This window comes from Nocardioides flavus (ex Wang et al. 2016) (assembly GCF_014653115.1).
In the GTDB taxonomy this organism is placed as follows: Bacteria; Actinomycetota; Actinomycetes; order Propionibacteriales; family Nocardioidaceae; genus Nocardioides; species Nocardioides flavus.
In genome coordinates this window covers 122,975-135,973 of record NZ_BNAD01000004.1, presented here as the reverse complement: position 1 = coordinate 135,973, position 12,999 = coordinate 122,975, and the positions used below count along the sequence as shown (strand labels likewise).

Here is a 12,999-nt window from a genome sequence, read left to right as displayed (position 1 = left end):
CGACCACGGGACGGTCAGGGTTCGGGCGCGGCGGCCGGGGCGCCGTACCCTTGTCGGGTGAGTGCGATCCCCACCCTCGAGCAGTTGCACGCCCTCGGGCCCAAGCAGCAGCCGACCTATCCCGATGCCGGGGCGGTCGACGCTGCCGTGGCCCGTCTGAGGACCGCGCCGCCGCTCGTCTTCGCGGGTGAGTGCGACGACCTCACGGAGAAGATCGCCGCGGTGACCCGCGGCGAGGCGTTCCTGCTGCAGGGCGGTGACTGCGCCGAGACGTTCGCCGGCGTCACCGCCGACAACGTCCGCAACAAGCTGCGCGTGCTCCTGCAGATGGCGGTCGTGCTGACGTACGCCGCCTCCGTCCCGGTCGTGAAGCTCGGCCGCCTGGCCGGTCAGTACGCCAAGCCCCGCAGCTCCGACGAGGAGACCCGCAACGGCGTCACCCTTCCGGCCTACCGCGGCGACGCGGTCAACGGGTACGACTTCACCCCCGAGGCGCGGATCCCGGACCCGCAACGGCTCGTCGAGGTCTACAACTCGTCGGCCGCGACGCTCAACCTGGTGCGCGCCTTCGTCACCGGCGGCTACGCCGACCTGCGCCAGGTGCACACCTGGAACACCGACTTCGTGCAGTCCTCGCCGTTCGGCCAGCGCTACGAGGCGATGGCCGACGAGATCGAGCGCGCGCTGACCTTCATGAAGGCCATCGGCGCCGACCCCGACGAGTTCCACCGCGTCGACTTCCACTCCAGCCACGAGGCGCTGCTGCTGGAGTACGAGCAGGCCCTCACCCGCATCGACTCGCGCACCGACCTGCCCTACAACGTCTCGGCGCACTTCGTGTGGATCGGTGAGCGCACCCGCCAGCTCGACGGCGCGCACGTCGAGCTGCTGTCCAAGATCCGCAACCCGATCGGCATCAAGCTCGGGCCGACGACCACGCCCGACGACGCCCTCGCGTACGCCTCGCGGCTCAACCCCGACAACACCCCGGGACGCCTCACCTTCATCACCCGCTTCGGCGCCGGCAAGATCCGTGACGGCCTGCCCGCCCTGGTCGAGAAGGTCACCGCCGAGGGCCTCAACGTGGCGTGGGTGTGCGACCCGATGCACGGCAACACCTTCGAGGCGTCCTCGGGCTACAAGACCCGACGCTTCGACGACGTGATCGAGGAGGTCCAGGGCTTCTTCGACGTGCACCGCGCGCTCGGCACCTGGCCCGGCGGCGTCCACGTCGAGCTCACCGGCGACGACGTCACCGAGTGCGTCGGCGGCGGCGAGGAGATCGACGAGGCCGGCCTGGCCAACCGCTACGAGTCGGTCTGCGACCCGCGGCTCAACCGCGTGCAGTCGCTCGAGCTGGCGTTCCTCGTCGCGGAGATGCTCCGGAAGGCCTGAGCCTGATCGTGACCTGATCGTGAGCAGGTCGTGCCCCGTCGAGGTGCTCCAGCACTGATGCTGGCCCGATGGGGGACCTGTCGACCTCGCTGCGCGCACTCGCGCACCCGGGATCCGTGCTCGCGCTCGTGCTGCTGGTCCTCAACGACCACGTGCTCAAGCAGGCGTGCCGGGCTGGGTCACCGGCAAGCTGAGCGACGTCGCCGGCCTGGTGGTGGCGCCGCTCCTCATGGCAGCAGTGCTCGCCGTGGTGCGTACGCCCCGCGCGTTGCCGGTCTCACTGCTCGCCACCGGCGCGGGTTTCGCCTTCTGCAAGACATCGGACCTCGGCGCTGCGGTGACGAGCAGCGTCTGGAGCCTCTTCGGCACGCCCACGATGATCCGTGCCGACGTCACCGACCTGGTCGCGCTGCCCGCCCTGTACGCCGCCTGGCGCATCCACCGGACTGTCAAGACGTCTGCTCCGCGCGGCTGGCGGCGTACGGTCGCCGTCGCGGTCGGCACGGCGCTGCTGCCGGTCGGAGTGCTGGCGACGAGCGCGACGTCCTGCGACGAGTCCGGGGGCATCACCCGGGTCGGAGTGGTGCAGGGCGAGCTCATCGGTCCGCCGCGAGGCGTTGAGACACGGCTGGTGGGTGGCGGGCTCTACGGCCTGGACTTCAGCATCGACGGTCGGGGGTCCTTCCGCGACGTCGACTTCGAGCTCGCCGGAGGCGTGCTGTCGACCTCCCGGCGAGCGTGCGTGGAGCAGCAGTGCTGGCGGCTCCGGGACGATGACGGAGTCGACGTCTCCACTGACGGGGGTCGCACCTGGGTCGGCGAGGCCGAGCTGACGGTGGCGGACCGGGAGCGCATCGAGGAGGAAGTGGGCACCGACGACGGGTGCGACGGGGAGCCCCCGCGCGTCGGTGTCGCCGACGTCGCCGCCCTGGAGGTCGACGGTGCGGTCCGCGCCATCGTCGCCCTGCAGCACGGAGGGATCTGGGAGCGACAGGTCGACGGCACGTGGATGGTGTTGACCCCGCTCGACCTCCACGCCGCGAGGTCGGAGGACCGGCCGCCGCCACCCCAGGTCACCGAGGTCGACACCCCGGACCCACCGGAAGGGAGCGGCGGGCCCGAGCCCTAGACAAGTTCGCCGACCCCGACCCTCTCGTGCGCGAGTCCCACGACCGCTGCCGTGACGCCGAATCCGAGCAACGGCCCACCGACGACGTACGAGGTCTGTCCCTGACGAGTCCTGCGAGCGGTGCGTGAAGCAGGTTTCGTCGCGCCGGAACCTGTCCCACGCACCGCCGCCGGGCGTACCGCTGCAGGAGCGGTGCGTGACGCAGCTTCGGCGAGGCCAAGAGCTGTCTCACGCACCGCTCCGGCGGAAGCGGAGCACGGCGGGTAGGTTCGCCACCGTGATCGACCTGCGCTCCGACACCCTGACCCGCCCGACCGCCGCCATGCGCGAGGCGATGGCGCGCGCGGAGGTGGGCGACGACGTCTATGGCGAGGACCCGACGGTCAACGCACTGCAGGAACGGGTTGCGGAGCTGTTCGGCCACGAGGCGGCCCTGTTCACCCCGACCGGGTCGATGGCCAACGTGCTCGCCGTCGCGAGCGTCGTGTCGCCGGGTGAGGAGGTGCTGTGCGAGTCGTCCGCCCACATCGCGCGGGCCGAGCTCGGGGCCCACGGCGCGATCAGCGGCATCACCATGCGGACCTGGACGCACCCCCGCGGCCACGTCGACCTGGCCGCGGTCGAGTCGATGCACGCCCCCGACATGGGTCCGTTCTTCGTCCGGACGGCTGCGGTGTCGGTCGAGAACACCCACAACTTCGCCGGCGGCACCGTGCTGCCGGTCGACGACCTGCGCGCCCTGCGCGCGTGGGCCGACGGGACCGGCACCCGCATCCACCTGGACGGCGCCCGCCTCTGGAACGCCCACATCGCCACCGGCACCCCGCTGGCCGACTACGGCCGGGTCGCCGACGTCCTCGCGGTGTGCCTGTCCAAGGGGCTGGGCGCGCCGATCGGGTCGCTGATGGTCGGCACCGCGGACGCGATCGCCGAGGCACGCGTACGGCGCAAGCGGCTCGGCGGCGGGATGCGGCAGGTGGGCGTCCTCGCCGCGGCAGGGGCGTACGCCCTGGACCACCACGTGGAGCGGCTCGCCGACGACCACGCCCACGCACGGCTCCTCGGCGAGGCGCTGGGCCTGGACCCCGCGACGGTCGAGACCAACATCGTCGTGGTCGAGCGCCCCGACGCGGCGTCGTTCGTGGAGCGGGCGGCCGCGGAGGGGGTCCGGATCGCGGCGGTGGGGCCGCGCACCGTACGCCTCGTCACCCACCTCGACGTCAGCTCCGCCGACGCCGAGCGCGCGGCCGTGGTGCTCAGCCGGCTCGCCGGCCGATGACCGCCACCTCGCTGATCGCGGTGTAGTCCCGCCCGAGGGGGCCGGTGCCGGGAGGCGTCACCGAGGTGATGGTGAGGGTGACCGTCCCGGTCTGCACGGGCGTCACCTTCAGCCGCTGGAGACCTGGCCGTTCGGCGAAGGTCTGCTCGACCGTCGTGCCGTCGTCGAAGCCCCAGGTCACCGACAGGATGCGTCGGTTGTTGGGATACCAGTCGACGCCGGCGACCTGCTTGGCATAGCCGTTGACCAGACCGACTCGGGTGACGACCGCGGGCTCGGGGAGCGTCACGGTGACAGTCTGGCCGGTCGCGTCGCCCGCCGTGCGCCACGTGGTGGCGGGGTTGCCGTCACCCATCTGGCTTGCCTCGTAGGCGACCAGGGTGCCGTCGAGGTCCGTGGTCGGCGGGGCGGTCGCGGGGACGGAGAACCCCGCGCCCCGCGCGAAGTCGGTCCGGGGCCCGACGCCCCGAGGCCCCTCGGACCTCGCGGCGGGTGCCGACTCGTCCTCGGCGGACGCGTCGGGCGGGGTGACGCTCGACGTCTGCTCGCCGGTCGGTTCCGTCGCGACGTCGTCGCTGGCGAGCACCCGGAGCAGCACGAAGGCGAGGCCCAGGAGCAGGGCCGCTCCGGCGACCCACCCGAGCCAGGCCCAACCACGGACCGGCACCTCGCTGTCGAGGTCGTCGACCTCCTCGTAGGGGAGCAGGTCCTCGCGCGGGTCCCAATCGGTGCGCTGCGCGGGGACGTCCGGGGCAGGCGTCCGAAGGGCATCGGGCGGGCTCGTCGGCGCGACGGGGGTGGGGTCGGCCGCCTGGACGGGGAGTGCGACCGGCGCGACCGGCTCGACCGGCTCGACGAGTGCGGTCGGGGGGAGGGGCGGGTCGGGCGTGGGCGCCGGTGCAGGCGCGGGCGATCCGATCGGGTGCCCGCAATTGAGGCAGAACCGACCGACGCCGAGCTCGGCCCCGCACGAGACGCAGCTGTCCACGCGCCCACGATAGGCGGACGTGCCCACCCCGACGCCCAGAATCCGTCACGCGTGGCGCGTCACACGGCGATGTGGGGCACCTCGCCCTCGACCACCCTGCGGGGCGCGAGCTCCACCGTCAGCATCGCGACGAGCACCATGCCGCCGCCCAGCACCAGGCGCGTCGTGAGGTCCTCGCCACCGAGCCAGACGGCGAAGGACGACGCGAAGACCGGCTCCATGCTCATGATGATGGCGCTGCGAGTGGGTGGGAGGTGGGCCTGTGCCCACGTCTGCCCGAGCAGCCCCGCCGCGCCGACGGCCACGGCCATGTAGAGCACCGACAGCCAGTCGTCGGTGCGGTCGGGCAGCACGATGCCGTCGTGCACGGTCGCCGACGTGCAGACGACGGCGATCACGATGATCTGCAGGATCGTCATCCCGACCGCGTCCTGCGCGGTCGACCAGGCGCCGAGCCCGACGATGTGCAGCGCGTAGAGCACCGCCGAGACCAGCGTGATCAGCTCGCCGTAGCCGATGCTGAACCCGTTGAGCGCCAGCACGCCCAGCCCGACGGTGGCCAGCGCGACGGCCGCCCAGGTGATCGGTGGGATCCGGGTGCGGAGAATGGCGGCGGCGAGCAGCGGCGTGAACACGACGTACAGGCCCGTGACGAACCCGCTGATGCTGGCGGGCGTGTGCGCGAGTCCGGCCGTCTGGAGGATCTGGGCCAGGCCGTAGAGCACGCCGAGGACCACTGCGTGGCGGCGTACGACGGGGGAGAGGCGGGCGAGCGCACGGGGCGCGACGAGCACCAGCACGAGCGAGGCGATCGTGAACCGGACGGCGAGGAAGTCGAGCGTGGGGACCCGGTCGAGCAGGTCCTTGATCATGAAGAACGTCGACCCCCACCCCGCGGCCACCGTCAGCAGGACGAGGGCCGCCAGCAGGGTCGTACGCCGGGTCTGCTGGGTGTGCACGGACGGAACGCTAGGGCCTCACACGAGGAAGAGCGTGATCGTGGAGCCCTTCGGGACCTCCTCGCCCTGCCCGGGGTCGCTGCTGGAGACGAACCCGAGTCCGAGGTAGGTGTCGGACCGCTCGGTCTCGACCTCGAAGCCGAGCCCCTCGAGCAGCTCGGTGGCGGCCTCGACGCCCATCGCCCGCACGCGCGGGACCTCGACGAGCTCGGGGCCCAGGGAGACCACGAACGACACGGTGTCCCCGCGGAAGAGGGTGCCCGAGGCGGGGTCCTGCGCGATGACGTCGCCCTCGGCGACGGTGTCGCTGTACTGCTCGGAGCTCACGGCCACCTGCAGCCGACGCTTCTCCAGCGCGGTCCGAGCCGCCTCGAACGACTGGCCCGTGAAGTCCCTGACCTCGATCGGCTTGCGACCGCGGCTCAGCACGAGGTCGACGGTGGCGCCGGGCTTGAGGGTGGTGCCGGCCTTCGGCAGGGTCCGGATGACCTGGCCCTCCGGCACCGTCTCGCTCCAGCGCCCCCGGCTCTCGCCGAAGTCGAGGTTGGTGGCGGCGAGCGCGTCCTGGGCCTGGTCCTCGCTCTGGCCGGCGAGGTCGGGCACGTCGTAGCGCTCGGGGCCGAGGGAGAGCACGAGGGTCACGACGCCGCCGTCGAGCACCCTGCCCCCGGGCTCCGGGTCGGTGCTGATGACCAGTCCGGCGGCCACGTTCTCGGAGTAGGCCGGATCGCCCGCCTCGGCCTGCAGGCCGGCGTCCTCGAGCTCGGCAGTCGCCGCGGCCTCGTCGAGGTTCAGCACGCCTGGCGTCGTGGTCCAGCGCTCCCAGCCGAACCACCACGCGCCGGCCGCGACGCCGCCGAGCAGGAGGACGGCGAGCACCAGGGCGACGGGTCCTCTCACCGAGCGTCGGCGCGCGGTCGTGGCGACGGGCCCCACCCGGCTCGGTGCGCGACCGGGCGGGGTGGGACGTACGGGCCGGGTGGTCGTGGCCGCGGCGGCCGCCCCGGGTGCTGCCCGCATCGGCTCTGTCACCGGGCCGCCGGCGCGCTCGTCGGGTCGCGCCGGATGGCGCTCGAGGGCGGTGGTGCGGTCGGGGCTGCCGTCGTCGACCAGGCCGGAGTCGCGGGGATCGACCGCGGTCAGCAGGGCCAGCGCGCTCGCGTCGAACGGCTCGGGGGTCGTGTGCTCCCCGGTCCCGTCGTCGCTGTCGACCCCTGCGTCGACGGGTGTACGCCGGGGGAGGAGGTCCGCGGCGAGCTCGGGGTCGGACTCCAGCCCCTCGCGCAGCGCCTGCTCGACCCGGTGGAGGTGGTGCAGCAGGACGGTGGCGTCGGCGGGGCGCTGGCCGCGGTCGCGGGAGGTGGCGCGCGCGACGAGGGCGTCGACGTAGTCGGGGATGCCGGGCTGGAGGAGCGAGGGCATCGGCACGTCGTGGTGTACGTGCCGGTAGGCGACCTGGATGGGCGACTCGCCCTCGTGGGGCTTCTTGCCCGTGAGGAGCTCGTAGAGGACCACCCCGGCGGCGTAGACGTCGGCCCGGGCGTCGGAGCGACCGTCGACCACCAGCTCGGGGGCGAGGTAGGACACGGTGCCGATGAGCACGCCGCCCGTCGCGGTGTGCTGGGTGTCGGCGCTGACGGCCTTGGCCAGGCCGAAGTCGGCGACCTTGACCCGCCCGCCGTGCGCCTCGTCGGCGATGAGGACGTTCTCCGGTTTCACGTCGCGGTGGACGAGCCCGGCGCGGTGGGCCGCCGCGAGCGCGGACACGACCGGCTCGAGCAGGGCCAGCGCGCGGGCCGGAGGCATGGGCGCCTCCTTGCGGACCACGTCGCGCAGCGTGTGCCCGGGGACGTACTCCATGACGAGGAAGACGGTGTCGGTGCCGTCGGAGGAGTCGTCGCCCTGGTCGTAGACGCCCACGACGTGCGGGTGGTTCAGGCGGGCCGCGGCCCGAGCCTCGCGCACGAACCGCTGGGCGAACTCCTGGTCGTCGCCGAGGCCCGGGTGCATCACCTTGACCGCGACCAGCCGGTCGAGCCGGGTGTCGGTGGCCTCGTAGACACTGGCCATGCCGCCGCGCGCCACCCGGGCGCCGATGCGGTAGCGACCGTCCAGCAGGCGTCCGACCAAGGGGTCGCCAGCGGCACCGGGCGCCGTCGCGCGGGCGTGCTCGGGTGGCTCCACTGCTCGACCTCCAGCGCCGGACCAGGGAGTGACGGGGAAGGATCCGGCGACCCCATCGTACGGAAGCAGCGCCTGGCACCACGCCCTGGCGGCGCCCCGGCGTGGCGTCACGCCAGCGGGCGCCCCGCCTCCAGGCGGCGCTTGATCGCCACGACGTTGCGTACGTACGGCTTCGTCTCCCCGTAGAGGCCGTGCTCACGGACGGCACCGAGGCCCTGGTAGTAGGCGCCGATCTTGTGCGCGCGGCGGTCGGTGTGGCGCGAGAGGAGGTCGAGCAGCAGCACGCCGGCCCTCGCGTTGTCGCCCAGCCTGCGCAGGTCGAGGTCGCGCCCGGCGTACTGCTCCATCCAGCGCCCGGTCGACGGCAGCACCTGCATCGCACCGATGGCGTCGGCGCTCGACACCACGCCCATCTGCCAGCCCGACTCCTGCCACGCCACGGCCAGGGCGAGCTGCGGGTCGACGCCGTGGCTGCGTGCGGCGCCGGCGATCACCCGGCGGACCTTCTCGCGGTCGGGGTCCGGGTGCTGCCACATCCGGGTACGGGTCGTGCCGCGGTCCTTCCCGCCCGTCCTGCCGCCCGTCCTGCCGCCCGACCTGCCGACCACGGGGACCTCGATCCGCTGGCCGACCCGGAGCGTGCCGTCCCGGTCGAGGTGGTTGTGCGAGACGACCTCCGCGGTCCACGCGCCGAGGCGCACCGCGAGGCCCGAGGCGGTGTCACCGGGCTCCACGACGTACGGGACGAGCGTGCGGTCCGCCGGCAGCCGCTCGTGGTCGGCGTGGGCCGGCACGGCGTGCACGGCCGTCGCGGTCGCGGCGAGCACGAGTCCGACGGCGGCGCGCACGGCTCGACGGGTGCGGGGACGGAAGGGATGTCGGGGGCCTGGTCGGGTCACGGGTGTCGCTCCTGGTCCCGTCCGCTGCGCCCGGGGGCCGAGGTCCTCCGAGGGGGAAGCGCGCGAACGAGCGCTCGACGTTAGCGACCGGCGTACGACGACGCGAGGCGACGACCGGGTCGGGCGTGTCGCGCGACCGGCCGCCGCCTCGCGGTCGGACAGGTGTCGGGAGCCGTGCGTCAGCAGGCGCCGTTGAAGGTGCTGAGCTCGAACTGCGGGGCCTTGACGGACTTCTCGTTCGGCGCGCGCATCGTCCAGTAGCGCATCCAGTCCATCTGCATCCTGGCCGGGTCCATCCGCTTGCCCTTCTGGGCACGCAGCTCGAACTTCAGCTGCCGCGGCACCGGGTCGAGGGCGTCGGCGCGCCGCTCGGTGTTGATCACGTGGCCGTCGACGAACCACGAGATGTGGTCCTTGGCGACCTCGACACCGTAGGTGTGCCATCGGTCGTTGCGCAGGTGGCGTCCCAGGAAGCCCCGGTAGGAGCTGTTCGGCAGCGTGTGGATGTAGGACTTCACCGTGTTGGTGCCGAGGGTGAAGTTCTCGATCCCGATGTCGCGACCGCCGCAGTGCTGGTCCCGGGTGCCGCCGGGCACGAGCTCGGTGACGACCTTGAAGGGCGTGCCGCCCGTGACCTTCGACATCGTGCGCGCGCGCATGCGGATCTCCCAGCGCCCGTACGTGTGTCCCTTGAGGTCGAGCGTGGCCGACACGCTGCCACGCTTGGTGCTCATCAGCGTGAGCATGCCGTTCTGGGTGCGGACGATTCCGCGACCCTTCTTCTTCCAGTACGCCGGCTTCGGGCCGATGAACTCCTGGCGGAACACGCCGTGCTGATACCAGCCGAACGTGTTGCCGGCGTGGACCGGACCCGGTGCTCCCTCGTAGTGGTCGGCCGAGGCCGGGGACACCGACGTGGAGAGGGTGAGCGCCAGCAGGCCGGCGAGGGCAGCCGCGAGTGCGGATCTCAGGGGGTGCATCCACGGCACGCTACGGACCGCCTGCCGCAGGTGACAACTCCCGCGGCGGCGGGACTTAGCACCTGGCCGGCGGCTCTCCTAGGCTGGAGCCATGACGGACACCCCCCTCGCCGACCGTGACCTGGCCGCTCTCGTCCCCGAGTGGCTCGACTGGACCCAGGTCGCCGAGAGGCTCGGCGTCACGCCGGCCAAGGTCCGCACGATGATCCGTGACCACGAGCTCGCGGCCGCGGTCCCCGTGCCGGGCGCGGGACCCAAGGTCCCGGCCGACTTCATCCAGGACGGGCTCGTGGTCAAGGGCCTCCCCGGCCTGCTCACGCTGCTGCACGACCACCGCTTCGACGACCGCGAGTGCATCGCCTGGCTGTTCACCGACGACGACCTCCCGGGGCGTCCGATCGACGCGCTGCGCGAGAACCGCGGCAGCGAGGTCAAGCGGCGCGCCCAGGTGCTGGAGTACTGACCAACGGCCCTTGACCCGCCGGCCGCCCGGGAGCAAGGTCGAGACGTCGGTCCTTGCCACACCTCTGGAGGTAGCCGTGAGCGGACTCGCCGCCGTCCTCGCCGGGCACCAACCACCCGGCATCCACCTGTGGCACGGCGCGTTCGACGTCGACGACGTGCGCCACACCGTCGAGCACGCCGGCTGGGGGTTCGGCCACGTCGACGGCTGGACCGTCGCGGACAGCAAGGCAGCGTTCCTCTCCGCCGTCGGCAAGGCACTGGACCTGCCCGACTCCTACGGTCACGGCTTCGACGAGCTCGCGGACAACCTGCACGACATCGGCACGGGACGCGACGGCGTGGTGCTGCTCTGGGACGGCTGGGCGACGCTGGCGCGCGCTGACGAGAAGGCGTTCGACATCGCCCTGACCGTGCTCGGCTCGCGAGTCAACGCCGACCGCGGGGTGCCGTTCTCGGTGCTGCTGCGCGGCGACGGCCCTCCGTTGCCGGGCGTCACCAGCCTGGACTGACGTCCGCCCGGCCGCCGTACGCCCACGACCTCCCGGCAGCTGGGGGCGTAGTCCAGTGGCGTCCTGTCGTGCCGGGAGCCCCGGTGCAGCAGGAGCTCACTGGACTACCGAGCCGCCGGCAGCAGGAGCTCACTGGACTACCGCGCCGCCGGCGACAGCAGGGGCTCAGACCGTGCGCTGGGTCGCCGCGGCCGCGAGCTCGATCAGCACCTCGCGGGCGTGGTCGTCGACGTCGGCCGCACGCAGCGACTCGACGGCGTGGTCGGCGAGCTGGCCGATCACGGCCTCGACCTGCGCCCGGGCGCCGGCGTCGTCGATGATCCCGCGCAGCTCGTCGACGTCGGCAGCCGAGAGCGGTGAACCCAGTGCGGCGTCGAGGCGCTCGGCCGCCGACCGCGGGGCGGCGTCGAGGGCGAGGGCGACCAGGACGGTGCGCTTGCCCTCGACGAGGTCGTCGCCGGCCGGCTTCCCGGTCTCGGCCGGGTCGCCGAAGACGCCCAGCAGGTCGTCGCGCAGCTGGAAGGCCTCGCCGAGCGGCAGCCCGAACCGGGTCAGCTGCTCGATCTGCTCGTCGGTCGCGCCCGCCAGCCCGGCTCCGATGTGCAGCGGCCGCTCGATGGAGTACTTGGCGGACTTGTAGCGCAGCACCGTCATCGCGGTGTCGACGTCGGCCCGCCCACGCGCCTGCACCGACACGTCGAGGAACTGGCCAGCGATGACCTCGTTGCGGCACTGCTCGAAGAGCGCGAGGCCGGAGGCGACGTCGGCGGCGGCGAAGCCGCTGCGCCGCAGCATGTCCTCGGCCCACCCCAGCAGCAGGTCGCCCAGCAGGATCGCTGCGGCGGCGCCGTACTGCTCCGGGTCGCCGCGCCACCCGGCGGCGCGGTGCTCGGCCGCGAACGCGCGGTGCGTCGCGGGGCGCCCGCGCCGGGTGTCGGAGGCGTCCATGTAGTCGTCGTGGACCAGCGCGCTCGCGTGCAGCACCTCGAGCGCGGCACAGGCCCGGGCGAGGGCCAGCTCGTCCTCGACGTCGGGCCGGATCGCACGGTGCCCCCAGTGGCAGAACGCCGCACGGAACCGCTTGCCCCCACGCACCGCCGTACGCGCCTCCGCCAGCAGCCGGCCGGCGTCGGGACCGAGCGGGGCCAGCTCAGCCTCGCGGTCGTCGAGGAACGCGTCGAGCACCTCCTGGACCTGGTCACGGAAGGCGGCGGGGTCCCAGGTCGTCACCGATCCAGACTAAACAGTGGGACGGGAGCCGCGTCCGGCGCGGTCGTCCGTAGGCTGTTGCGCATGACGCACGGATGGGACTCGGGTCGGGACCTGAGCATGCGCGAGCTCCTCGACAGCGGGGGACGGTCGTTCTCGTTCGAGTTCTTCCCGCCCAAGGACGAGGCCGGTGAGCAGCAGCTCTGGCAGGCCATCACCGAGCTCGAGCCCTACGGCCCGACCTTCGTGTCGGTCACCTACGGCGCGGGCGGCACCACGCGGGACCGCACCGTGGCGATCACCGCCCGGATCGCCCGCGAGACCAGCATGCTGCCGGTCGCGCACCTCACCTGCGTCGGCCACACGACCGACGAGCTCACCGCGATCCTGCGCGACCTGGGCGCAGCCGGCGTACGCCACGTCATGGCCCTGCGCGGTGACCCGCCGGGCGGTCCCGGATCGCCCTGGACACCGACCCGCGGGGGGCTCACCTATGCCGACGAGCTGGTGGCGCTGGTGCGCGAGCGCACCGACATGCGCATCGGCGTGGCCGCGTTCCCCGAGGGCCACGTCGAGGCAGCGGACCTCGAGACCGACGCGCGCGTGCTCAAGGCGAAGTACGACGCAGGTGCCGAGTTCGCCGTGACCGACATGGTGCTGCGCGCCTCCGACTACGTCGGCCTGGTCGAGCGGGCCGAGGAGGTCGGGGCCGACCTGCCGATCATCCCCGGCATCATGCCGATCCTGAACCTGCGCTCGATGGAGCGGATGGCCGAGCTCTCGGGTCGCCAGCTGCCCGACGAGGTCACGGCACGCCTCGCCCCGTACGCCGACGACCCGCAGCGCCTGCGCGCCGAGGGCATCGAGATCGCCACCGAGCTCTGCGAGGCGCTGCTCGACGCGGGGGCGCCCGGACTGCACTTCTACACGCTCAACCGTTCACGGGCGACGCGCGAGATCTTCGCCAACCTGCGCATCACCGTCTGAGCCTGTCCCGCGGCCG

General features: G+C 73.0%; 13 protein-coding genes and 1 pseudogene. 7 read left to right on the top strand and 7 right to left on the bottom strand.

The window, feature by feature from the left end; all coding sequences use genetic code 11:
• Positions 1-57: 57 nt before the first annotated feature.
• The 4 genes from IE200_RS09315 (at position 58) to IE200_RS09305 (ending at position 3,803) form a co-directional block, all read left to right on the top strand.
• Entirely contained in the window at positions 58-1,395 is a 1,338-nt protein-coding gene (locus IE200_RS09315) for a class II 3-deoxy-7-phosphoheptulonate synthase (protein WP_191279197.1), read from the top strand.
• Between the two features lie 68 nt (positions 1,396-1,463).
• On the top strand, positions 1,464-1,589 hold the full coding sequence (locus IE200_RS21030) for a hypothetical protein (protein WP_268245537.1): 126 nt from the start codon (positions 1,464-1,466) through the stop codon (positions 1,587-1,589).
• Positions 1,562-2,524 (top strand): hypothetical protein, encoded by a 963-nt coding sequence (locus tag IE200_RS09310; RefSeq protein WP_191279196.1) that lies wholly within the window; start codon positions 1,562-1,564, stop codon positions 2,522-2,524. Before IE200_RS21030 ends, IE200_RS09310 begins: the two co-directional genes overlap by 28 nt.
• Before the next feature lie 277 nt (positions 2,525-2,801).
• Positions 2,802-3,803, top strand: a complete 1,002-nt coding sequence (locus IE200_RS09305) for a threonine aldolase family protein (RefSeq protein WP_191279195.1) — start codon at positions 2,802-2,804, stop codon at positions 3,801-3,803.
• On the opposite strand, the gene IE200_RS09300 is transcribed toward IE200_RS09305, so the two are convergent.
• The 6 genes and pseudogenes from IE200_RS09300 to IE200_RS09275 form a co-directional block, all read right to left on the bottom strand.
• Positions 3,781-4,791 carry a zinc ribbon domain-containing protein gene (locus tag IE200_RS09300; protein WP_191279194.1) on the bottom strand — a complete coding sequence of 337 codons (1,011 nt, stop codon included), beginning with the start codon at positions 4,789-4,791 and terminating at the stop codon, positions 3,781-3,783. The two genes, IE200_RS09305 and IE200_RS09300, sit on opposite strands and share 23 nt — an antisense overlap.
• Positions 4,792-4,850: 59 nt before the next feature.
• Complete coding sequence (locus IE200_RS09295) at positions 4,851-5,750, bottom strand: DMT family transporter (RefSeq protein WP_229856333.1); 900 nt, start codon at positions 5,748-5,750, stop codon at positions 4,851-4,853.
• An 18-nt stretch (positions 5,751-5,768) separates the two neighbouring features.
• A complete protein-coding gene (locus tag IE200_RS21190; RefSeq protein WP_407940982.1) occupies positions 5,769-6,770 on the bottom strand; it encodes a PASTA domain-containing protein in 1,002 nt (333 codons plus the stop codon).
• Positions 6,771-6,998: 228 nt separating this feature from the next.
• A pseudogene (locus IE200_RS21185) lies at positions 6,999-7,934 on the bottom strand (protein kinase domain-containing protein); the annotation flags it as partial.
• A gap of 107 nt (positions 7,935-8,041) precedes the next feature.
• Positions 8,042-8,782, bottom strand: coding sequence for a lytic transglycosylase domain-containing protein (locus IE200_RS20725; protein ID WP_229856329.1), 741 nt, complete (start codon positions 8,780-8,782; stop codon positions 8,042-8,044).
• Positions 8,783-9,012: 230 nt separating this feature from the next.
• Positions 9,013-9,813 carry a glycoside hydrolase family 16 protein gene (locus tag IE200_RS09275; protein ID WP_191279192.1) on the bottom strand — a complete coding sequence of 267 codons (801 nt, stop codon included), beginning with the start codon at positions 9,811-9,813 and terminating at the stop codon, positions 9,013-9,015.
• A gap of 91 nt (positions 9,814-9,904) precedes the next feature.
• Here IE200_RS09275 and IE200_RS09270 point away from each other — a divergent pair, with 91 nt between their 5' ends.
• Both IE200_RS09270 and IE200_RS09265 read left to right on the top strand, forming a co-directional pair.
• Positions 9,905-10,276 carry an Rv2175c family DNA-binding protein gene (locus IE200_RS09270; protein WP_191279191.1) on the top strand — a complete coding sequence of 124 codons (372 nt, stop codon included), beginning with the start codon at positions 9,905-9,907 and terminating at the stop codon, positions 10,274-10,276.
• Positions 10,277-10,352: 76 nt separating this feature from the next.
• A complete protein-coding gene (locus IE200_RS09265; RefSeq protein WP_191279190.1) occupies positions 10,353-10,787 on the top strand; it encodes a barstar family protein in 435 nt (144 codons plus the stop codon).
• Between the two features lie 165 nt (positions 10,788-10,952).
• Here the strand turns inward: IE200_RS09265 and IE200_RS09260 are convergent, their stop codons facing one another.
• On the bottom strand, positions 10,953-12,017 hold the full coding sequence (locus IE200_RS09260; protein ID WP_191279189.1) for a polyprenyl synthetase family protein: 1,065 nt from the start codon (positions 12,015-12,017) through the stop codon (positions 10,953-10,955).
• 63 nt (positions 12,018-12,080) lie between these two features.
• On the opposite strand from IE200_RS09260, the gene metF reads away from it, so the two are divergent.
• Complete coding sequence (metF, locus tag IE200_RS09255; RefSeq protein WP_229856326.1) at positions 12,081-12,983, top strand: methylenetetrahydrofolate reductase [NAD(P)H]; 903 nt, start codon at positions 12,081-12,083, stop codon at positions 12,981-12,983.
• Positions 12,984-12,999 lie beyond the last annotated feature (16 nt).

Coding starts and splice junctions, on each gene's coding strand:
- IE200_RS09275 (WP_191279192.1), bottom strand. CDS start 9,813: ATGCACCCCCTGAGATCCGCACTCGCGGCTGCCCTCGCCGGCCTGCTG.
- IE200_RS09270 (WP_191279191.1), top strand. CDS start 9,905: ATGACGGACACCCCCCTCGCCGACCGTGACCTGGCCGCTCTCGTCCCC.
- metF (WP_229856326.1), top strand. CDS start 12,081: ATGACGCACGGATGGGACTCGGGTCGGGACCTGAGCATGCGCGAGCTC.
- IE200_RS21030 (WP_268245537.1), top strand. CDS start 1,464: ATGGGGGACCTGTCGACCTCGCTGCGCGCACTCGCGCACCCGGGATCC.
- IE200_RS21190 (WP_407940982.1), bottom strand. CDS start 6,770: ATGCGGGCAGCACCCGGGGCGGCCGCCGCGGCCACGACCACCCGGCCC.